The organism is Nonomuraea phyllanthi, assembly GCF_006334985.2.
Classification (GTDB): domain Bacteria; phylum Actinomycetota; class Actinomycetes; order Streptosporangiales; family Streptosporangiaceae; genus Nonomuraea; species Nonomuraea phyllanthi.
This window is the reverse complement of record NZ_VDLX02000001.1, coordinates 384,176-404,667: the sequence shown is the minus strand read 5'-3', so window position 1 is coordinate 404,667 and position 20,492 is coordinate 384,176. Positions and strand designations below refer to the sequence as shown.

The 20,492-nt window shown below is 72.4% G+C and carries 17 protein-coding genes; 7 read left to right on the top strand and 10 right to left on the bottom strand.

Features of this window, described 5'->3' with window-relative positions; genetic code table 11:
• Position 1 precedes the first annotated feature (1 nt).
• Positions 2-1,516, top strand: coding sequence for a glycoside hydrolase family 13 protein (locus FH608_RS01880; protein ID WP_139628019.1), 1,515 nt, complete (start codon positions 2-4; stop codon positions 1,514-1,516).
• On the opposite strand, the gene FH608_RS01875 is transcribed toward FH608_RS01880, so the two are convergent.
• Complete coding sequence (locus tag FH608_RS01875) at positions 1,427-2,902, bottom strand: nitrilase-related carbon-nitrogen hydrolase (protein WP_139628018.1); 1,476 nt, start codon at positions 2,900-2,902, stop codon at positions 1,427-1,429. The two genes, FH608_RS01880 and FH608_RS01875, sit on opposite strands and share 90 nt — an antisense overlap.
• A gap of 82 nt (positions 2,903-2,984) precedes the next feature.
• Between FH608_RS01875 and FH608_RS01870 the strand changes: the two genes are divergently transcribed.
• A complete protein-coding gene (locus FH608_RS01870) occupies positions 2,985-3,512 on the top strand; it encodes a carboxymuconolactone decarboxylase family protein (RefSeq protein WP_139628017.1) in 528 nt (175 codons plus the stop codon).
• Here the strand turns inward: FH608_RS01870 and FH608_RS01865 are convergent.
• The 5 genes from FH608_RS01865 to FH608_RS01845 form a co-directional block, all read right to left on the bottom strand.
• Entirely contained in the window at positions 3,509-4,363 is an 855-nt protein-coding gene (locus FH608_RS01865; protein ID WP_193318185.1) for an aminoglycoside phosphotransferase family protein, read from the bottom strand. The two genes, FH608_RS01870 and FH608_RS01865, sit on opposite strands and share 4 nt — an antisense overlap.
• A 61-nt stretch (positions 4,364-4,424) precedes the next feature.
• On the bottom strand, positions 4,425-5,420 hold the full coding sequence (locus FH608_RS01860) for a LacI family DNA-binding transcriptional regulator (RefSeq protein WP_139628015.1): 996 nt from the start codon (positions 5,418-5,420) through the stop codon (positions 4,425-4,427).
• A 90-nt stretch (positions 5,421-5,510) separates the two neighbouring features.
• Positions 5,511-6,881, bottom strand: coding sequence for a GH1 family beta-glucosidase (locus tag FH608_RS01855; RefSeq protein ID WP_139628014.1), 1,371 nt, complete (start codon positions 6,879-6,881; stop codon positions 5,511-5,513).
• 152 nt (positions 6,882-7,033) lie between these two features.
• Positions 7,034-7,924 carry a serine/threonine-protein kinase gene (locus FH608_RS01850; RefSeq protein WP_139628013.1) on the bottom strand — a complete coding sequence of 297 codons (891 nt, stop codon included), beginning with the start codon at positions 7,922-7,924 and terminating at the stop codon, positions 7,034-7,036.
• Positions 7,925-7,964: 40 nt separating this feature from the next.
• Positions 7,965-9,800: an N-6 DNA methylase gene (locus FH608_RS01845; protein WP_139628012.1), complete on the bottom strand. Its 1,836-nt coding sequence runs from the start codon at positions 9,798-9,800 to the stop codon at positions 7,965-7,967.
• A 76-nt stretch (positions 9,801-9,876) separates the two neighbouring features.
• Here FH608_RS01845 and FH608_RS01840 point away from each other — a divergent pair, with 76 nt between their 5' ends.
• Entirely contained in the window at positions 9,877-10,647 is a 771-nt protein-coding gene (locus FH608_RS01840; RefSeq protein ID WP_139628011.1) for a PP2C family protein-serine/threonine phosphatase, read from the top strand.
• A 181-nt stretch (positions 10,648-10,828) separates the two neighbouring features.
• A complete protein-coding gene (locus tag FH608_RS01835; protein ID WP_139628010.1) occupies positions 10,829-11,755 on the top strand; it encodes a CHAP domain-containing protein in 927 nt (308 codons plus the stop codon).
• Positions 11,756-11,771: 16 nt separating this feature from the next.
• Here FH608_RS01835 and FH608_RS01830 read toward each other — a convergent pair whose 3' ends face one another.
• A complete protein-coding gene (locus FH608_RS01830) occupies positions 11,772-12,821 on the bottom strand; it encodes a glucose 1-dehydrogenase (protein ID WP_139628009.1) in 1,050 nt (349 codons plus the stop codon).
• Positions 12,822-12,968: 147 nt separating this feature from the next.
• Here FH608_RS01830 and icmF point away from each other — a divergent pair, with 147 nt between their 5' ends.
• Positions 12,969-16,160 carry a fused isobutyryl-CoA mutase/GTPase IcmF gene (gene icmF, locus FH608_RS01825; protein WP_139628008.1) on the top strand — a complete coding sequence of 1,064 codons (3,192 nt, stop codon included), beginning with the start codon at positions 12,969-12,971 and terminating at the stop codon, positions 16,158-16,160.
• A gap of 84 nt (positions 16,161-16,244) precedes the next feature.
• Positions 16,245-16,745 (top strand): thiol peroxidase, encoded by a 501-nt coding sequence (gene tpx, locus FH608_RS01820; protein ID WP_139628007.1) that lies wholly within the window; start codon positions 16,245-16,247, stop codon positions 16,743-16,745.
• Between the two features lie 29 nt (positions 16,746-16,774).
• Here tpx and FH608_RS01815 read toward each other — a convergent pair whose 3' ends face one another.
• Together FH608_RS01815 and FH608_RS01810 are read right to left on the bottom strand one after the other, a co-directional pair.
• A complete protein-coding gene (locus FH608_RS01815; protein ID WP_139628006.1) occupies positions 16,775-17,683 on the bottom strand; it encodes a TIGR03619 family F420-dependent LLM class oxidoreductase in 909 nt (302 codons plus the stop codon).
• Positions 17,684-17,689: 6 nt separating this feature from the next.
• Positions 17,690-18,493, bottom strand: coding sequence for an SAM-dependent methyltransferase (locus FH608_RS01810; protein ID WP_139628005.1), 804 nt, complete (start codon positions 18,491-18,493; stop codon positions 17,690-17,692).
• Positions 18,494-18,588: 95 nt separating this feature from the next.
• On the opposite strand from FH608_RS01810, the gene FH608_RS01805 reads away from it, so the two are divergent.
• Positions 18,589-19,335 carry a helical backbone metal receptor gene (locus FH608_RS01805; protein WP_139628004.1) on the top strand — a complete coding sequence of 249 codons (747 nt, stop codon included), beginning with the start codon at positions 18,589-18,591 and terminating at the stop codon, positions 19,333-19,335.
• A 4-nt stretch (positions 19,336-19,339) separates the two neighbouring features.
• Here FH608_RS01805 and FH608_RS01800 read toward each other — a convergent pair whose 3' ends face one another.
• Positions 19,340-20,491: an ROK family transcriptional regulator gene (locus tag FH608_RS01800; RefSeq protein WP_139628003.1), complete on the bottom strand. Its 1,152-nt coding sequence runs from the start codon at positions 20,489-20,491 to the stop codon at positions 19,340-19,342.
• Position 20,492: the final 1 nt, after the last annotated feature.

The following is a 20,492-nucleotide window of genomic DNA, read 5'->3' as shown; positions in this document are numbered from 1 at the left end:
CATGTCGCAAACGTGGTGGCGGGGGGCCGCGATCTACCAGGTCTACCTGCGTAGCTTCGCCGACGGGAACGGCGACGGGGTCGGCGACCTCGCCGGCCTGCGCTCCCGCCTGCCGTACCTGAAGGATCTCGGGATCGACGCCATCTGGCTCAATCCGTGGTACCCGTCGCCGATGGCCGACGGCGGCTACGACGTGGCCGACTACCGCGACATCGAGCCGGTCTTCGGCACCCTGTCCGAGGCGGAGCGGTTCGTCGAGGAGGCGCACGAGCTGGGCATCAGGGTCATCATCGACGTGGTGCCGAACCACAGCTCCACGGAGAGCGCCTGGTTCAAGGAGGCACTCGCCGACCCGGCGGCCAGGGACCGGTTCTGGTTCAGCGACGAGCCGCTCAACGACTGGCAGTCGATCTTCGGCGGCTCGGCCTGGACCCAGGTTCCCGACGGCCAGTGGTACCTGCACCTGTTCGCACCGGAGCAACCGGATTTCAACTGGGGCAATCCGGAGGTCCACCAGGAGTTCGAGGACGTGCTGCGCTTCTGGTTCGACCGGGGCGTGGACGGCGTGCGCATCGACTCCGCGGCCCTGCTGATCAAGTCGGAGGAGGGGTACGAAGACCTCGACGAGGTCCACGACGTCTACCGTCGGTGGCGCGAGGTGGCCGACGAGTACGGCGAGCGCGTCCTGATCGGGGAGGTCTGGCTCCCCGACCAGGAGCGTTTCGCCCGCTACCTGCGCCCCGACGAGCTGCACACGGCCTTCAACTTCGACTTCCTGGCCTGCCCGTGGGACCCGGCGGAGCTGCGCAGGGTCATCGACCTGACCCTCACCACGCACACCCCGATCGGCGCCCCGCCGACGTGGGTCCTGTCGAACCACGACGTGACCAGGCCCGTCACCAGGTACGGCCGCGCGGACACCGCGTTCGCGCACGGCGGCCGGCTCCACGGCACCCCGTCGGACCTGGAGCTGGGCCACCGCCGCGCCAGGGCGGCGGCGCTGCTCGCCATGGCGCTCCCCGGCTCGGTGTACGTCTACCAGGGCGAGGAGCTGGGCCTGCCGGAGGTCGAGGACCTGCCGGACGAGCTGCGCCAGGACCCGATGTACGCCAGGTCCGGCGGCACGAACCCGGGCAGGGACGGCTGCCGCGTCCCGCTGCCGTGGTCGGGTGACGAGCCCCCGTTCGGCTTCGGCGCCGGCACGCCGTGGCTGCCCCAGCCGGACGGCTGGCGCAAGCTGACGGCCGAGGCGCAGCGCACCGACCTGGGCTCGATGCTCAACCTCTACCGCACGGCCCTCGGCCTGCGGCGCGACCTGCTGGGCGACGGCACGCTGACGTGGCTGCCGACCGGCCCGGAGGTCCTGGCCTTCGCCAGGGACTCCGGCCTGGTCAGCGTCACCAACCTGAGCAGCGGGCCGGTGCCGCTACCTCCGGGACGGCTCCTGCTCTCCAGCGGCCCGCTGGAGGACGGCGTCCTGCCCTCCGACACGACGGCCTGGCTGGCGCGGGACTGAGCGGAGCGCCACCAGCCCGGCCACCGTCAGCGCCAGGCACAGCCAGGCGAACCAGTCGCCGAACCTGGCGTACACGGTGGGCCCGGGACCCTGGGGCACGTCGGCGAAGGCCGTGACGAACGGCTGCCGCGTGCCCTCGGTGTCCGTCCCGGCCAGCACCCGGCCCCACGCGTCGGAGATCATCGGCGTGCCCCACTGCGCCGCCCAGGCCACCGGGAGCCCCGTCTCGACGCCGCGCAGCAGCCCCATGCGGCTGTGCTGCCAGCCGTTGCCGAACTCGTCGGCGGCCGGCACGGCCATCAGCCGCGCCCCCGCTCTCGCGTAGTCGCGGATCGGGGAGGCGAAGTTGAGGTCCATGCAGTTGGCCAGGCCGACCCGGTCACGGGCGAAGGCCAGCTCGTCTCCATGCCGGAACGGGATCCCGGGCGCGAAGTGCCACTTCGTGTAGAAGACCGGCGCCGACCCGTCGCCGGGGAGCGCGACCGAGTAGTTGTACTTGATCTCAGGGGTCGAGTGCACGATCCCGATGACCACGTCCATGCCGCGCTCGCGGGCGACCTCGCGCAGCGGCGCGAGCGCGCGGTCCCGGCTCGCCTCGTCGGTGCCGAGCGTGCCCTCGGGCAGGACCACCAGGTCGACGCCCTCGGGCAGCGCGGCGATCTCCTTGACGTAGTCGCGGATCAGCGCCTGCACGTCCGGGGCCGCCGCGTCGGGGGCCCACTGGTAGCGGGTGGCCGACATCACCGCCACCCGCGGCCCGGTCGCGGGGTCCGGGCCGGCCAGCCGTACGGCGCCGAAGACGAGCACGAGCAGGCACGCCGCCGCGCCCACCGCACCGGTGCGCAGGCGCGGCCGCCAGGCGGCCCCCGGCCAGAGCACCGCCGCCAGCGCGGCCGGCGCCAGCAGCAGGACGTACTCCACGCCCCAGGCGCCCGTCACCGAGGCGATCTGCGTCACCACCGGCACGCCGGCCACGGAGGTGGCCAGCGGCCAGACGATGCCGGTCGGATTGGTCACCGCGGTCAGGTACATGAACGCCACCCACACGGCCGGCGCGGCGCAGGCGGCGAGCAGCAGCAGCCCGCGCCGGGCGAGCGCCTGGAAGAGCCAGACCACCAGCCCGAACAGCAGCGAGCTGCCGATCATGATGGCGAACCCGATGGGCTGCGGCACCGACGGGGTGCGCAGGAAGAAGGTCAGCTGGTTGGTCACGCCCAGCAGGAAGGCCAGGGACGCGAGCAGGAAGGCCGCCCGGCCGCTCACGCGCGGCGCCAGCAGCAGCATCGGGAGCGGTGCCAGCCAGGTCAGCGCCGGGATCGGCGCGAAGCCCGTGCCGAAGAAGAACAGCACCGCCGAGGCGGCCGTGGCCGCGAGTGCGAGAAGCATGTATACACCGTAAACATCGAGGTATACGGTGTCAACATGGCCGCGTACGCGCAGGTGGCGCGGGCGGCGTTACGATCACGGGATGGCACGGCTGCGCAGGACACCCCCGGACGACCTGGCCCATGACGCCCGCGCGCTCTACGAGAAGATCACCGCGGGGCCGCGCGGCCGGTTCATGGTCGACCCCGACGGCGGGCTCGCCGGCCCGTTCAACGCCATGCTCCTCAGCCCGCCCGTCGGCGACCCGCTGCAGGAGCTCGGCGCGGCCGTCCGCTACCGCTCGTCGCTGAGCGACCGGGCCAGGGAGCTGGCCGTCCTGGTGGTCGCCGGGCACGAAAACAGCGCGTTCGAGCGGCAGGCCCACGAGCCCATCGCCCGGGAGCTCGGGTTCACCGGCGACCAGCTCAAGGCGCTGCGCGACGGCGAGCCCCTGGCGCTGGACGACCCTGCCGAGAGGGCCGTGCTGGCGGTGACCCGCGCCCTGGTCGCCAGGAAGGATCTGGACGACGCGGAGTACGCGGCGCTGGGGGAGCGGGAGCTGTTCGAGCTGACCACGCTGGTCGGCTACTACACGACCCTCGCGCTCCAGCTGCGCGTCTTCCGGGTCTAGCGGGTGGCGCCGCTGGGGTCGCGGAGCCACGCCTCCAGCGCCGTACGCGCCGCGTCGGCCTCCGAGGGCAGGCGCATGGCGAGCAGCTGCATCCAGAGCGTGCCCTGGAGGGCGCGGGCCGCCAGGAAGTGCCGTATGCCCGGATCATCGGGATCGGCGCCGTAGGCGCGCACGGCCGCGCGCCCGTCGAGCCGCGTCGTGCGCAGCAGGCACGCCAGGTCCCACTCGACGGGCCCGGCCATGGTCTCCTCGAAGTCGTTCCACAGCAGCCCGGCGGGCGTGGCGAGGAGGTTGCCGGGGTGCGCGTCGCCGTGCAGCGCCCGCGCCGGCCGGCCCGCCAGCCGCTCCGCCAGGCCCGCGTACGCGTCGCGCAGCCGCGCCGCCACGTCGCCGGGGAGGTGCCCGTCGAGCAGTTCCAGCAGCCGCGGCGGCTCGTCGAGCACCGGCCCGAGGCGGGGCAGCTCGCCGGGGAAGCCCCGCAGCGCGTCGTGCAGCTCGGCGAGCGCCCGCCCGGCCGTCTCGGGGCTCACCTGATGGCCGGGGTCGTGCTCGACGTGCGTCCAGAACGAGACCAGGATCCCGTCACGCGCGTGCGGCCCCGGAGGCAGCAGCCCGGACGGCGGCACGACCGGCACGCCCTGCCCGTGCAGGTAGGACGCCACCTCCAGCTCCCGCCGCAGCGCGTCCTCGGGCCGGCCGCGGCCGAACGCGGTCACGGTGGGCACCCGCGCCACGACGGGCGCGGGCCGCAGGTGGATCCGCAGGCTGAACGAGTCGCGCAGCACGACCGGATCGCGCACGCCGACGCCGTGCTCCTCGGCGAGGCGCGCCACCGAGGCCACGGTGCTCACGCCGGCCCCCTGACCACCAGCAGGGGCGCTCACGCCGACCCCCTGACCACCGGCACGGCGCTCACGCGGACTCCCGGACCACCAGCTCCGTCGGCATGATCACCGGGTCGGCCGCCCCGCCCTCGAACAGTCCGAGCAGCAGCCTGACCATGGCCGCCGCCTGCTCGGCCACCGGGTGCCTGAGCGTCGTCAGCGGCGGCTCGGTGTACTTCGCCGCCTCGATGTCGTCGAATCCCACCACCGCCACGTCGTCGGGCACCCGGCGCCCGGCCTGGCGCAGCGACTGCAGCGCCCCCACCGCCATCAGGTCGTTGGCCACGAAGACGGCGTCCAGCTCGGGGTCGTCGCGCAGGAGCTGCCGCATCGCGATCGCGCCCGACTCGCGCGTGAAGTCGCCCACCGCGACGATCGAGCGCAGGTCGGAGTCGCGCAGCACGTTGCGGTAGCCGGTCAGGCGGTCCTGGCCGCCGATCATGTCCTGCGGGCCCGCGATCGTGGCGATCCTGCGCCTGCCCCGCTCCACCAGGTGCCGCACGCCGGTCTCCGCCCCGCCCACGTTGTCGTTGTCGACGTACGGGATGTCCACCGGCACGGCGGGCCGCCCGTAGGAGACCACGGGGACGCGCAGGCGCGAGAGCGCGGCCGGCAGCGGGTCGGCCCCGTGCATGGAGATCAGCATGACCCCGTCGACGTGCCCGCCCGCGATGTAACGCTCCACGCGGGCATGGCCCTTGGCGGAGGCGGCCAGCATCAGCACGACCTGCTTGTTGACCGTTTCGAGCTCCATCGACGCCGACCTGATCGCCGTGGAGAACATCGGGTCCTCGGAGAAGACCCGGGTGCCCGGCTCGCTGACGACCAGGGCGATGGAGTCGGTGCGCTGGGTGACCAGGCTGCGCGCGGCCGGGTTGGGCACGTAGCCCAGCTCGTCGATCGCGCGCAGCACGGCGTCGCGGATCTGGGGCGCCACCGTCGTCTGGCCGTTGACGACCCGGGACGCGGTGGCGCGCGACACCCCCGCCCGCGCGGCGACCGCTTCCAGGGTGGGGCGTCTCATGACTGGACCAAGAGGGAGAGCACGAAGAAAATCTACCGGTTCCGTCCGTAGCGCTCCGGACATCAGTTCACGCGCAGAGCCCGGAGAAGTTCAGAAGCCGTTTCCGGTGATCACGTCTCTGTACCAGAGCGCACTGTCCTTGGGTGTCCTGGTCTGTGTCGCGTAGTCCACATGCACGATGCCGAAACGGCGCCGGTAGCCCTCCGCCCACTCGAAGTTGTCGAGCAGCGACCAGACCAGGTATCCGCGCAGGTCCGCGCCGGCCTCGATGGCCCGGTGCACCTCCCGGAGGTGCCCGTCCAGGTAGGCCACCCGCTCCGCGTCGTGCACGCGCCCGTCCGACACGACGTCGTCGAAGGCCGCGCCGTTCTCGGTGACCATGAGGCCGACCTGGGGGTAGTCGCGCGACAGCCGTACGAGGAGCCTGGACAGGCCGTCCGGCACGATCGGCCAGCCCATCGCGGTCGTCGGGGCGTCCGCCTGGGCGAACCTGACGCCCTCCGAGCCGGGCCAGGCGGCGTCGGCGGGCAGCCCGGGGCCCGCCTCGACCACGCACGGGTTGTAGTAGTTGACGCCGACCAGGTCGATCGGCGCGTTGATCAGCGCCAGGTCGCCGTCCTGGACGTGGCCGGTCCCGCCGTTGCGGGCCGCCGCTTCCAGGACCTCCTCCGGGTACGTGCCGTACAGGGCCGGGTCGAGGAACTGCCGGGTCAGCAGCGCGTGGACGCGCTCGACGACGGCCGCGTCGGCGTCGCCCGGCACCGCCCAGGGGTCGTTGACCTGGGCGGGCGTCAGCACCGGCGAGGAGTTGACGACCAGCATGATGCTCCGGGCGCCGCTCGTGCGCAGCCGCCGCGCGGCCAGTCCATGGCCGAGGAGCAGGTGGTGGGCCGAGCGCAGGGCGCTGGCCGGGTCGCGGCGGCCCGGCGCGTGCACGCCGTTGCCGTAGCCGAGGAAGGCCGCCACCCAGGGCTCGTTCAGCGTAGCCCAGTGCTCCACCCGGTCGCCGAGGCGGTCGTACACGGCCTGGGCGTAGTCGGCGAACCGGTGGGCGGTGTCCCGATCGGTCCAGCCGCCGCGGTCTTCGAGAGCTTGGGGAAGGTCCCAGTGATAAAGAGTGATATATGGCGAAATGTCGGCGGCCAGCAGCTCGTCCACGAGCCTGTCGTAGAACGCCAGCCCGCGCGGGTTGATCGGGCCCGCGCCGTCCGGCTGGACGCGCGGCCACGCGACCGAGAACCGGTACGCCGCCAGCCGCAGCTCGCGCATCAGCCCGACGTCCTCGCGGAAGCGGTGGTAGTGGTCGCAGGCCATGTCCCCGGTGTCGTCGTTAGCCACGTTCCCGGGAGTGTGGGAGAAGGTGTCCCAGATCGACTGGCCTCGCCCGTCCTCCTTGACCGCGCCCTCGATCTGGTAGGAGGCCGTCGCGGCACCCCAGACGAAGTCCTCGGGAAAGATCATTCCTTAACAGCTCCTCGCGTTTTTCCGCCGATGACGTGCCCGCCCGAACAGGGCAGCTCTCTGAGAGAGCGCTCTCTCAGAGAGTCGCGGCGGATCCGTCCGGCTGTCAATGGTGCCGGACGTAACGATCCGAAAGGAGCGGGAGAGCGCGTTCAGACGTTGAGCGCGCGGCCCGCCATGCGGGCGTACATCCGGCCGGGGCTCGGGGCCTTGGCCAGGAACCCGGGCAGCATGGGCAGCTCCACCGCGAACGGGTCGAGCCGCTCGTACAGCTCGTTCGCGTCGGCGGGCCGGTCGTCCGGCTGCTTCTCCAGCAGCTGCGACAGCAGCGCGCCCAGCTCGCGGGGGAGGCCCGGGATGGCCGGCGGACGCTCCTTGACCTGCTTCTCGAAGACCACGTAGTCGGTGGGGCCGGTGAAGAGCTGCCGGCCGGTCAGCATCTCGTGCAGCACGCAGCCCAGCGAGTAGAGGTCGCTGCGCGGCTCCGCCACGCCGTGCTGGATCTGCTCGGGCGCCATGTACGCCGGCGTGCCCAGGATCTGCCCGATCCGCGTGAACGTGGTGACCTCGGCGTCGCGCAGCATGGCCAGCCCGAAGTCGAGCACCTTCACGCCGCCGTCGGGGCAGAGCATGAGGTTGGTCGGCTTGAGGTCGCGGTGGCAGATGGACAGCGAGTGCGCCGCCGACAGCACGGCGCACGCCTGGGCCGTGATCGCCGCCGCCCACGACACCGGCAGCGGGCCGTGCTCGCTGACCACGTCGGCCACCGTGGCGCCCTCGATGAACTGCATCACCTGGTAGAGCCGCTGCTCGTGCGTGCCGAAGTCATAGAGGACCGGGGCGCCCGGATGCTCCAGCCTGGCCAGGATGCGCGCCTCGCGGATGAACCGGCTCTCCATCTCGTGATCGGGCCCGCTGGGCAGCCTGAGCAGCTTCACCGCGACCCGGCGGTCGAGGTGGCGGTCGTGGCCCGCGTAGACGGCGCCCATGCCGCCCTGCCCGAGAGGGAGGTCGTCGAGCACGTATCGGTCGCCGATGACCATTTGCCCCTCCCAGCAGCCTTCCGGGGAAAAAGCTACACCGTCAGGACTGCGGGTGCAGATGGCCGTCGGCGAGGCCGTCGAGGCCCAGCCTGATCAGCGTCTGCCCCAGCGTCGAGGTCTCGCGGATGGCGTCCTCCAGCACGGCCAGCTGCCTGAACGCCTCGCCGTACGCCTTCTGCTCCTTCAAGGACAGGCGCGGCAGCCGGGTGCGCCGCACGTCGAACCTGCTGGAGCCGGTCGTCACCCGGCCCCCGGCGGCCCGCAGGAAGCCGGCCAGGAAGTCGGGGTCGAGCCGGCGCGCGTCGACCCGGTAGAGCGTCAGGTGCGGGCCCAGCATCGCGCCGCCGTCGGCCATCACCCGCACGCTGGAGTAGGAGGCCACCACGTCGCCCGGATGGATCGCGACCAGGCCCTGCTGCATGGTGGTGGAGCCGGACGGCGCGCTGCCGTGCAGCACGTCGTCGGAGGTCAGCACCGGCACGTCGCCGCCGTCGGCGGCCATCTTGGGCGGGGCCTGAGACGTGGTCACCAGGCCCTCCTTGATGAGGTCGCCCAGCGTCGTGACGGGCCGGTCGAGCGGCTGCTCCAGGACCTGCAGGTCGGGCGGCGGCGCCGCGGCGGCCAGGAAGCGGTCGCGGGCCTCGGCGTACGCCTTGCCGACGTCGTCGCGCCGCTGGTGCCTGGCCGGGGTCATGTCGACCTCGTCGGCCAGCAGGTCGATGATGCGTACGCTCTGATCGGAACGGTCCTCCAGGTAGGCCTGCCAGGCCGGCTCGACGACCGCCAGGTCGCCGGTGGCGTCGAGGATGAGCACCTCCGACGGCGGGCGCTCGCCGGCCGCCGGGCGGCGCAGCAGCCACAGGTCCGAGCCCGGCAGCGCGACGACGGCCCGCAGCGCGCCCGCGCGCAGGAGGTTGGCGCGGATGCGGCGGCCCGCCTTGCGGCTGGCGGCGGCCGGCGGCATGAGGACGGCGACCAGGCCGCGCGGCCTGACGTGGGTGAGGCAGTGCTGGACCCAGGCCAGCTCCGGCTCGCCGCGCGGCGGCAGGCCGTACTCCCAGCGCGGGTCGCCGGTCAGCTCCTCGTAACCCCAGGCCCGCTCGTTGAACGGCGGGTCGCAGACCACGGCGTCGGCCTTCTCGCCGGCGAACGCGTCGTGGCGCATCGCGTCGCCGGCCACCACCTCGGCCTCGACGCCGCGCAGCCGCAGCCGGGAGGCGGCGATGGCCGCCGAGGTCTCGCTGAGCTCCTGCCCGAGCACCCTGCCGAGCCCTCCGGCCGGGGCGGGATTCGCGCGGGCGGGGGCGAGGAGCAGCGTGCCGACGCCGCAGGCCGGATCGAGGATCGTGGTGTCGGCGGCGCCGTCCGCGCGGACGAGCCTGACCATGAGCCCGGCGACGTCCTCGCGGGTCACCGAGAGCTGCCGGGAGTGCGCCTCGAGATAGCGCTCACACAGGAACTCGTACGCGCCCAGCGCCCCCTGCTGCGCGGCCAGCTCCAGCAGGAGCTCCGCCAGCTCCGGGTCCAGCCCGACGTCCTCCCCGCGGGGCGGGTCGCTCTCCACGGAACCACCCGCGGGCGGCTCGGCCGCGCCGGTCAGGAGGGCGCCCGCGCGGGCGACCAGCTCGCCCAGCCGCAAATCGCCCGCGGCTTTCAGGCGTTGCCACACCCGATCTCCCAGGGAGACCTGGTAGGACTTCCCATAGCGGCGCAGCCAGGACTCGACCTGGCGCAGCGAGAAGAGCGGCTGGTTGGCCGTGCCTCCGATGGGATCGGGGAAGTCGTCGTGGCGGCGACGCCAGTTGCTCACCGCGGCACGCCCGACACCGGCGAGCCGGGCGATGTCACCGGCGTTGACGGTCGGGTCGTGGCTCATGGAGCCCACAGTAGTTCACAAGAGTCTTCAGCGCATCTGCTTGTGAAGTCTTTCAACCAATGATTTACTGCAGGGTATGAAGCACAACATCCGCTATGCCGCCGGATCAGACGTGGGCCGCCGCAGGGAGCAGAACGAGGACTCCGGCTACGCGAGTGGCCGGATGCTGGTGGTGGCCGACGGCATGGGTGGTCACGCGGCCGGCGAGCTGGCGAGCTCGGCGGCGATCGCCGTCATGCGAGAGCTGGATGCCACGCTTCCCGAGACGGGCGCGGACCTGGAGGCGGCCCTGGAGGGCGCCGTGCACGAGGCTGCCCGCAGGCTGGTCGAGCTGGCCGACATCGACCCGGCACGCCGGGGCATGGGCACCACGGTGACCGCCATGCTGTGGGACGGCTACCGGTTCGCCATGGCCCATCTCGGTGACTCCCGCGGATATTTGCTTCGCGACGGTGCTCTCTATCAGATGACCAAGGATCACACACTTGTGCAGTCGATGGTGGACGAAGGGCGGATAACGGAGGATCAAGCCGCCGTGCACCCCCGGCGTTCGATGGTGCTGCGCGTCCTGGGCAGCGAGGGCAGGGCGGAGCCTGACATGGCGCTGCGCGAAGCCGAGCCCGATGACCGCTACCTCCTCTGCTCCGACGGCCTCACGACCGTCCTCGGCCCCGAGGTCCTGCACGAGGTGCTGACCACGGTGGCAGACCCGGGCGCCGCCGTCCAGCGGTTGATCGATCTCGCGAACGAGGGCGGCTCGCCGGACAACGTGACCGTGATCGTGGCCGACGTCGTCGCGCCGGGCGCGGGTGACGCGGGCGTCTACCGGGTGGGCGCGGGCTCCTAACAAGCGTAGTAGCCGGTCTCAGGAGCCCCAGCAGTCACAAGACGGATGTTTCCGGACATAGCACGACACTTTCCAGTTGCTCCGCGCACTTTCTCGATGGCGCTACTACAGTCCATCGTGATTTGTCGGTTTTCTGGGAGGAGTCACCCTGGACCCGATCGCGGACGAGCTGCTGAAGACGGTGCGGCGGGAAATCGGCTACAAGGAGAAGGACGGCCAGCTCACCAAGTTCGGCCAGTGGTACGCGCATCGCGTCCAAGACACCCAGTACCGCGACGCGCCGTGGTGCGACATGTTCCTCGCCTGGGCCGCCGACAAGGCCGGGCTGACCGACTACGTGGGGTCGTTCGCCTGGACGCCCTCCCACGCCGCCTGGTTCATGAAGCAGGGCGCCTGGACACAGAAGCCCGAGCCGGGAGCGCTGGTCTTCTTCGACTGGCGGGGCGGCAAGAGCTACAAGGGCATCGACCACGTGGGGATCGTGGAGCGCGTCACCGGCGCGAAGATCCACACGATCGAGGCGAACGTGGACCGGGTCTGGCTCAAGCGCAAGACCCGCGAGACGGACAAGGTCGTCGGCTACGGCATCCCGCGCCTCGTCAAGGAGAACCTCAACGAGATCCGCTCCACCGAACGGCCCTTCGTGCCGGCGCCGCGCGCGGAGCCTGAGCACGGGACGCCCCTGGACGTCCTGGGCACGCCGCCCGCGCTGCTGGCCGTGATGGTGCTGACGACCATCGTGCTCTCCCTCCGCGTCGCCGGCCGCCGCCGCGGCACCCACCGCCGCCTGCGCCGGCTCTGGAACGCACCAACCGCCCCCGACCCACCCGGCGCGGAACCGCGCAGGTCAGCGCGGGAAGAGGGCTCGGCCCGAGAGCGGGAGCCGGCCCGCAAGGCGGCCCGCGAGACGGCCCGCGAGACGGCCTCCGCGGGCGCGGCTCACCCCGCCGGAACGCGCGCCCGGTCCGGCCCGGCGGCCACCGCCGCCGCCAAGGGCGCCGCGGTCAAGGGCGCCGTGGTCAAGGGCGCCGCCGCCAGGGGCAGCGGGGCCGCCACTGCGGCGAAGCGGACGGCTCCGGGCAGGCGCAGGCCGTACGAGCGCGGCTGAGACCCGTGCGAGGCGCTCACCTGGTGAGGTCGATGACCACCTTGACGTCCTCGCCCCGTTCGAAGGCCTCCAGGGCGCGGGACAGCGGGACCCGCCGCGTGATGAGCCGTTCCAGCCACCCGAGGTCGGCCTTGGCCAGCGCCACCGCCGCGTCCCTGTAGTGCCGCAAATTGGCGTTCACGGTGCCGAAGACCACGTCGTTCTCCAGCACGATGTCCCGGTTGATCACGCCGGGGTCCACCCGGTGCGTGCGCCCGCCGGGTGAGAGGCCGGCCAGGCAGACGATGCCGGCGGCGGCCGTGCCGGTCATGGCCTCGATGACCAGCGGCCCGGCGCCCGTGCACTCGATGATGATGTCGGGCCGGACCGGGGGGAGGTCCTTCAGCGACGAGGCGGAGTGGTACGTCGCGCCGATCTCCTCCACGAGCCGCGACTTGAGCCCTGCCGGCGAGCGGTTGAGCACGTGCACGTCGAGCCCCCGCTGCCGCCCCATCAGCGCCGCAAGCAGCCCGACAGGCCCGGCCCCGGTGACGAGGAGCGTCCGGGGCTCGAACCAGGCCCGCGACCCGATCCGTTCGATGTGGTCCCACGCCTTGGCGACCACCGACGCGGGCTCGACCAGCATGCCGACGCTCTCCAGCGACGGGTCGAGGCGCACGGCGTAGCCCGCCTCGACCGTCCAGTGCTGGGAGGCGTAGCCGTCGAGCTGCTTGATGCCGCGCTCGGTGTAGCGGCCGTTGCGGCACATGTCGAACTCGCCCCGGGCGCACGCGCCGCAGGGCTCGGGGTCGGGCCGGCGTACCACGCCCACCACCAGGTCTCCCGGCGAGAACGCGGACCCCTCCGGCACCTCCAGCACCCGGCCGAGCGACTCGTGCCCGATGACCATCCGTTCCCTGCCGGGCGGCGGCCAGCCGTACTCGGCCGTCGCGAGCTCCCTGTCGGTGCCGCAGACGCCGAGGGCGAGCCCCTCGACGACCAGCAGGCCCTTGCCCGGCACGGGATCGGGCACGTCCTCGACCGCGAGCGTCCCCGTCTTGCCGGGCGCGAACGTCAGCGCACGCATCTCTGCCTCATCTCCCTGCCTCACCCCCGGTTGCCTCGCGAGCCCCTACCCCGGAGCGGCGCGGCGAATACTCCGGCGTCCCCTGTCGAATTAGTAGGACGTCCTAGTATCTTCGTAGGAAGAGCCCTCACGAAGGAGTGACAAGGCGTGCATGTCCCTGAACACCCAGTGCGGTTCGTGACCGCCGCGGCCCTGTTCGACGGCCACGACGCGGCGATCAACATCATGCGGCGCATCCTCCAGTCACAGGGGGCCGAGGTCATCCACCTCGGGCACAACCGCTCGGTCGACGAGATCGTCACGGCCGCGATCCAGGAGGACGTCCAGGGGGTGGCGATCAGCTCCTACCAGGGCGGGCACGTGGAGTTCTTCACCTACCTCGTGGAGCTGCTGCGCGAGCGCGGGGCGGGGCACGTCAAGGTGTACGGCGGCGGCGGGGGCGTGATCGTCCAGGAGGAGATCGACCTGCTGCACTCGCGCGGCGTCACCCGCGTCTTCTCGCCCGAGGACGGCCAGCGGTACGGCCTGCCCGGCATGATCAACAAGCTGATCGAGGACTGCGACGTCGAGCTGGACGACCCGCCGCCGGTGGAGGCGGTGGTCTCGGGCGACCAGGCGGCGCTGGCCCGGGCGGTCACGCTGCTGGAGTCCGGTCACGCCCCGGCCGAGCTGGTCGAGGGGCTGCGGGCCGCCGCCGCGGACAAGCGCGCCCCCGTGCTCGGCATCACCGGCACCGGCGGCTCCGGCAAGTCGTCGCTCACCGACGAGCTGGTGCGCAGGTTCCGCGTCGACAACGACGACAAGCTGCGCATCGCGATCCTCGCCATCGACCCCACCCGCAGGCGCGGCGGCGGCGCGCTGCTCGGCGACCGCATCAGGATGAACAGCCTGGGCCCGCAGACCTACTTCCGCTCCATGGCCACCAGGGGCGCCGCCAGCGAGGTGCCCGCCTGCCTCGACGACGTGATCGCGGCGTGCCGGGCGGCGGGCCACGACCTGGTGATCGTGGAGACGCCCGGCATCGGCCAGGGCGACGCCGGGATCGTCCCGCACGTGGACGTGCCCCTCTACGTGATGACGCCGGAGTTCGGGGCGGCCTCGCAGCTGGAGAAGATCGACATGCTCGACTTCGCCGAGGCCGTGGTGATCAACAAGTACGAGCGGCGCGGCGCGGAGGACGCCCTGCGCGACGTGCGCCGCCAGCTCGTACGCAACCGGGAGGCGTTCGGCTCGGGACCGGAGGACATGCCGGTCTTCGGCACCATCGCCGCCCGCTACAACGACGCCAGCGTGACGGCCCTCTACCAGTACCTCAAGCCGCTCCTGCTGGCCGAAGCGGGCCCCGGGCTGCTGCCGGAGGTGACCGGGCGCACCTCGCGGGCCTCGGCCGCCATCGTGCCGCCCGCCCGGGTGCGCTACCTGGCCGACATCGCCGAGACCGTGCGCGCGTACCACGCCGAGACGCTCGCCCAGGCGGAGGTGGCCCGCCGCCGCCAGCAGCTCGCCGCCGTGCGCACCCTCATGGAGGACTCCCGGCTGCAAGAGCTGGAGGAGCGGGCGGACCGGGAGCTCACCGACGAGAGCCGGGCCCTGCTCGACGGCTGGCCGGCCGTCAAGGAGCGCTACACCGCCGACGAGCTGGTCGTGAAGGTCCGCGACCGGGAGATCCACACCCCGCTCTGGCGCGAGACCCTGTCGGGCAACCGGATCCCGCGCGTGGCCCTGCCCCGCTACAGCGACCACGGCGACCTGCTGCGGTTCCTGCGCGGCGAGAACCTGCCCGGCACGTTCCCGTTCACCGCGGGCGTGTTCCCGTTCAAGCGTGACGACGAGGACCCGACCAGGATGTTCGCGGGCGAGGGCGACCCGTTCCGCACCAACAGGCGCTTCAAGCTGCTGTCCGAGGGCCAGCCGGCGACCAGGCTGTCCACGGCGTTCGACTCGGTGACGCTGTACGGCCACGACCCGGACCTGCGCCCCGACATCTACGGAAAAGTCGGGACCTCAGGGGTCTCGATCGCGACGCTCGACGACATGAAGGTGCTCTACGACGGGTTCGACCTGGCGGCGCCCAACACCTCGGTGTCCATGACGATCAACGGCCCGGCGCCCACGATCCTGGCCTTCTACCTCAACACCGCCGTCGACCAGGCCCTCGACCGCTTCCAGGCCGAGCACGGCCGCGCGCCGTCGGACGAGGAGGCCGCCGAGCTGCGCGCCACGACGCTGGCCACGGTCAGGGGCACCGTGCAGGCCGACATCCTCAAGGAGGACCAGGGCCAGAACACCTGCATCTTCTCCACGGAGTTCTCGCTCCGGATGATGGCCGACATCCAGGAGTGGTTCATCAGGAACGGCGTGCGCAACTTCTACTCGGTCTCGATCTCCGGCTACCACATCGCCGAGGCCGGGGCCAACCCCATCAGCCAGCTCGCCTTCACCCTGGCCAACGGCTTCACCTACGTGGAGGCGTACCTGGCCAGGGGCATGAAGATCGACGACTTCGCCCCGAACCTGTCGTTCTTCTTCTCCAACGGCATGGACCCCGAGTACAGCGTGCTCGGCCGGGTGGCCCGCCGCATCTGGGCGGTGGCCATGAGGGAGCGCTACGGCGCCGGCGAGCGCTCGCAGAAGCTGAAGTACCACATCCAGACCTCGGGCAGGTCCCTGCACGCCCAGGAGATGAACTTCAACGACATCCGCACCACCCTCCAGGCCCTGATCGCCATCTACGACAACTGCAACAGCCTGCACACCAACGCCTTCGACGAGGCCGTCACCACCCCGTCGGCCGACTCGGTGCGCCGGGCCATGGCGATCCAGCTCATCATCAACCGCGAATGGGGCCTGGCGAAGAACGAGAACCCGCTGCAGGGCGCCTTCATTGTCGAGGAGCTGACGGACCTGGTGGAGGAGGCGGTGCTGAGCGAGTTCGAGCGGCTGTCCGACCGGGGCGGCGTGCTGGGCGCGATGGAGACCGGCTACCAGCGCGGCAAGATCCAGGACGAGTCCATGCTGTACGAGATGCGCAAGCACGACGGCTCGCTGCCCATCGTCGGCGTCAACACGTTCCGCAACGGGGACGAGGAGCAGCCGGCGCACAAGCTGGAGCTGGCCAGGGGCACCGAGGAGGAGAAGCGCTCGCAGCTCGACCGGCTCCACGCCTTCCAGGAGCGCAACCGCTCGGAGGCGCCCGCGCAACTCGCCCGGCTGCGCGAGGCGGCGATGTCGGACGGCAACGCCTTCGAGGTGCTGATGGAGGCGGCCCGCCACTGCTCGCTCGGCCAGATCACGGACGCGCTGTTCGAGGCGGGCGGCCAGTACCGCCGCAACGTCTGACAGGGCCGCCCGCCCGGTCGGCGGCCGGGCGGGCGGCGCGGATAGGATCACGGGGCGGGCAACATCGCTAACGAGGAGGCTTTCATGTCCGACGTCACTTTCAAGGGCACCCCCATCACCGTGGGCGGCACCTTCCCGAAGCCCGGCGACAGCGCGCCCGCGTTCACGCTGGTGGGCGGCGACCTCGGCGAGAAGTCGCTGGCTGACTTCGGGCAGCGGACGAAGGTGCTCAACATCTTCCCGAGCATCGACACCGGCGTCTGCGCGGCCTCCGTGCGCCGCTTCAACCAGATCGCCTCGGAGCACCCCGACGTGGCCGTGCTCTGCGTCTCCGCCGACCTGCCCTTCGCGCAGAAGCGGTTCTGCGGCGCCGAGGGGCTCGACAACGTGACCACGCTCTCGCTCATGCGCGGCCGCGAGTTCCTGGCCGACTACGGCGTGGCCCAGGAGTCGGGGCCGCTGGCGGGGCTGGCCGCGCGCGCGGTGGTCGTGCTCGACGGCGACAACAAGGTGGTCTACTCCGAGCTGGTGCCGGAGATCACGCAGGAGCCCGACTACGAGGCCGCGCTCTCCGCGCTCAAGTAACCGCCGGCGCAAGTGGCCCGCGGGCGCGTTCAGGCGGCGCCTGACGTCGTGAGACGGCTCCTGAAGTCGCCGGCCAGGTCCAACAGGTGCTCGTCGCTGGTGGCGGTGTGCTGGAGGTCCAGGATGATCTCGTGGACCCCGGCCTCCGCCGCGGTGGCGAGGTAGTCGCAGATCTGGGCGACCGTGCCGCTCCAGGGCGGGTCGCCCGCGCCGGTGACGACGGGGTTGGCGCGCATGGCCATGCGCAGCGCGGCGGGGTCGCGCCCGGCCTCCTCGGCGCCGCGGCGGACGATGTCCCACATCGCGGTGAGCATGGGGATCGGGAGCGTCGCCGTCAGCCAGCCGTCGCCCCGCCGGCCGATGCGGCGCAGCGCCGGCCGGGCGAACCCGGCCAGATAGAGCGGGGGCCGCCGGGCGGGCTTGGGCTCGATGTGGCTGGGCGCGATCGTCCACAGCTCGTTCTCGTACGCCACCGGGTCCGTGCCCCAGATCGCCTCCAGCACGTCCAGGGTGGCGTCGTAGCGGGCCGCCCGGCCCCGCCACGGCACTCCCGCGGCGGCGTACTCGTCGGACGACCAGCCGAGCCCGAGCCCGGCGACCAGCCGCCCGCCGCTGAGGTGGTCGATCGTGGTGAGGGAGCGGGCCAGGATCGCCGGGGGATACCAGCAGGCGTTCAGCGCGCTCGTGCCCAGCCGGACGGTGGACGTCGCCGAGGCGGCCACCGACAGCACCGCGAAGGGGTCCAGGGAGACCCGGTGCGCCTCCGGGATGCGCCCGTCGCCGCCCGGGTAGCGGTCCTTCGGCCGCAGCGGCGTCATCAGCCGGTCGCCGGCCCACAGACCGGCCAGCCCCATCGACTCGGCCTCGGCCGACACCCGCAGCACGCTGGACAGCGCGGCGAACCTGCCGAACTGAGGGACGGCCAGCCCGAGCTCCATGGGCCCTCAGCCCTTCCTTCCGACGCCGCACAGGATGAGCGACGACTCGGGGCCGTCGGGGAAGTCGAGCGCGTCGGCCTCCTCCGGACGCCACTCCGGCAGCCAGACGAGGCCGGGGTCGGCCAGCTCGAACCCCTCGAACAGGCCCGCGATCCGCTCGCGGCTCCTGAGCGTGATCGGGGCGTCGGTGCTCTCGTAGACCTCGGTGATCGTGTGCACGGCGTCGGCGCGGGCGTCGCTGGTGCCATGGGACAGGACGAGGCAGCTGCCGGGGGCCAGGGCGTCACGCAGGCTCGCGACGACCTCCTCGGGCCGGTCGGCGTCGCCGAGGTGGTGCAGGACCGCCGTCAGCAGCACGCCGACCGGGCGGCCGAGGTCGAGGGCCGCCGCCACGGACGGGTCCGCCAGGATCGCGCCGGGGTCGCGGAGGTCGCCGCCGGCCACGGTCGTGCCGCCCTGCCCGGCCAGCAGCGCCCTGGCGTGCACCAGCACCACGGGGTCGCGGTCGACGTAGACGACCCGGGCGGCCGGGGCGATCTCCCTGGCCAGCTCGTGCACGGTGGGCTGGGCGGGCAGGCCCGTGCCCACGTCGAGGAACTGCGTGATGCCGGACTTGGCGAGGAAACGCACTGCACGCCCGAGAAACGCCCGGTTCGCCCGGATCGCGGCTCGTAATTCCGGGGCGACCTCCAGCATCTTCGCCGCCGCCGCCCGGTCGGCGGGGAAGTGGTCCTTCCCGCCGAGGAGGTAGTCGTAGAGGCGGGCGATGTTGGGCGTGTGCGGATCGAAGGCCGGCGACTTTCGCTCCAACCGTCATTCCCCCGATCAAGAGCTGGCGATCTTCAAGCGGGATTCTACGGATTCGGACCGGCGTCGGGTTGAATTCAGGAGTGTTGGATTCAGGTGTGGACGACACCGGTGCCCCCGTGGCGGTCCCCGAGACCGTGCGGCGGATCGTGTCCCTGGTGCCGTCGCTGACCGAGTCGGTGGCGGCGACAGTTCCCGAGGCGCTGGTGGGCGCCACCGACTGGTGCTCGCACCCGGCCGATCTCGACGTGGCCAGGGTGCGGGGCACCAAGAACCCCGACCTCGACGCGATCAGGCGGCTCAGGCCCGACGTGGTCCTGGCCAACGCCGAGGAGAACCGGGCGCCCGACATCGAGGCCCTGCGCGCGTCGGGCGTGGCGGTCTGGGTGACGCGCATCGAGACGCTCGACGGGGCCTTCGCCTCGCTGGACCGGATGTTCGCGCTGGCCTGCCGTACCGCGCGCCCGGCGTGGCTGGACGCGGCGGAGCGGGCGTGGCTCGCGCCCGAGGACGGGCCGCGCCGCACGGCGATCGTCCCGATCTGGCGGCGGCCGTGGATGGTGGTGGGGCGCGACACGTTCACCGGGGACGTGCTCAGGCGGCTAGGCGTGGACAACCTCTACGCGGGCCACGCGGAGCGCTACCCCAAGATCCCCCTCGACGAGCTGGTCGGGCGGCGGCCGGAGCTGGTGGTCCTGCCCGACGAGCCGTACGCGTTCTCGGCCACGGACGGCCCCGAGTGCTTCCCCGGGCTCTCCTGCGCGCTGGTCAGCGGCCGGCTGCTCACCTGGTACGGCCCCTCGCTGGTGGAGGCCCGGGCGGAGCTGCGGCGCGCGCTCGGCTGACCGGTCAGGCCCGCTCGCCCGCGGCGAGGGCCGCGTCCACCGAGGCGGGGGAGAGCACGTGCTCCATGACCATCACCGCCATCCCCACGATCCCGGCCCGCTCGCCCAGCGAGGCGGGGACGATCTCCAGATTCCGCGTCGTGTACGGCAGGCTGCGGCGGTAGACGGTCTCCCTGATGCCCGTCAGGTAATGCTCCCCGGTATCCGCCATGTCCCCGGCCAGCACCAGCACGCCCGGGTTGAGCAGGCTGACCGCGGTGGCCAGCACCACGCCCAGCGTGCGGCCGGCCTCCTGGGTGCGGGCGACGGCCCTCGGGTCGCCCGCCTGCACGAGGCGCACCACGTCACGGCTGGTGTGCCGGCCGAGGTCGGCGGCGACGGCCTGGCCGCTCGCCAGCGAGGCCACGCAGCCGCGCGAGCCGCACGTGCACACCCGGTCGTCGGTCTCGCTCAGCCGCACGTGACCGATGTTCCCGGCGGCGTCCTCGACCCCGCGGTAGATCCGCCCGTCCAGGATGATGCCGGTGCCGATGCCCGTCGACACCTTGGTGAGGAGCAGCGCGTCCGTTTCGCGCCACGACGACCACCACTCGCCCATCGCCATCGCGTTGGCGTCGTTCTCGACCAGGATGGGCACGTCGTACGCGGCCCCGATCGCCTCGCGCACCGGGTAGTCGTCCCACCCGGGCATCAGGAACGACCTGATCACCCGCCCCGTCCTGTGGTCCACCGAGCCGGGCACGTCGAGCCCGACGCCGCACACCTCGCTCGACGGCCGCCCGGCCCGGTCGAGCATGCGCTGGAACGCCTCCCGCACCCACGACAGGACGGCCTCGGGTCCCAGCTCGATGCGCATCCCGGTGCTCTCCTCGGCCATGGGGCGGGCGGCGAGGTCGGTGAGCGCCACCCTGGCGTGGGCCGCGCCCAGGTCGGCCACCAGCATCAACCGCCTGGAGGCGGCCACGTCCAGCACCGAGGGCGGCCGCCCGCCCCCGGAGGCCCCGACGCCGGACTCGTGGATGTATCCGGCGTCGATCAGCCGGTCGACCCGGTCGGTGATCGTCGACCGGGACAGGCCGGTGTACTCGATGAGGTCCTTGCGTGTCCGGCAGGCGCCATCGCGGATGAGCTGGAGGATCTGGCCCGCCGTCAGCATG

Bases quoted from the DNA above. Each gene is read 5' to 3' on its own strand.
- FH608_RS01870 (WP_139628017.1), top strand. From the start codon at position 2,985: ATGGCACGGCTGCGCAGGACACCCCCGGACGACCTGGCCCATGACGCC.
- FH608_RS01860 (WP_139628015.1), bottom strand. From the start codon at position 5,420: ATGAGACGCCCCACCCTGGAAGCGGTCGCCGCGCGGGCGGGGGTGTCG.
- FH608_RS01855 (WP_139628014.1), bottom strand. From the start codon at position 6,881: ATGATCTTTCCCGAGGACTTCGTCTGGGGTGCCGCGACGGCCTCCTAC.
- FH608_RS01815 (WP_139628006.1), bottom strand. From the start codon at position 17,683: ATGGAGCTCGGGCTGGCCGTCCCTCAGTTCGGCAGGTTCGCCGCGCTG.
- FH608_RS01880 (WP_139628019.1), top strand. From the start codon at position 2: ATGTCGCAAACGTGGTGGCGGGGGGCCGCGATCTACCAGGTCTACCTG.
- tpx (WP_139628007.1), top strand. From the start codon at position 16,245: ATGTCCGACGTCACTTTCAAGGGCACCCCCATCACCGTGGGCGGCACC.
- FH608_RS01830 (WP_139628009.1), bottom strand. From the start codon at position 12,821: ATGCGTGCGCTGACGTTCGCGCCCGGCAAGACGGGGACGCTCGCGGTC.
- FH608_RS01845 (WP_139628012.1), bottom strand. From the start codon at position 9,800: ATGAGCCACGACCCGACCGTCAACGCCGGTGACATCGCCCGGCTCGCC.
- FH608_RS01875 (WP_139628018.1), bottom strand. From the start codon at position 2,902: ATGCTTCTCGCACTCGCGGCCACGGCCGCCTCGGCGGTGCTGTTCTTC.
- FH608_RS01800 (WP_139628003.1), bottom strand. From the start codon at position 20,491: ATGCTGACGGCGGGCCAGATCCTCCAGCTCATCCGCGATGGCGCCTGC.
- FH608_RS01840 (WP_139628011.1), top strand. From the start codon at position 9,877: ATGAAGCACAACATCCGCTATGCCGCCGGATCAGACGTGGGCCGCCGC.
- FH608_RS01850 (WP_139628013.1), bottom strand. From the start codon at position 7,924: ATGGTCATCGGCGACCGATACGTGCTCGACGACCTCCCTCTCGGGCAG.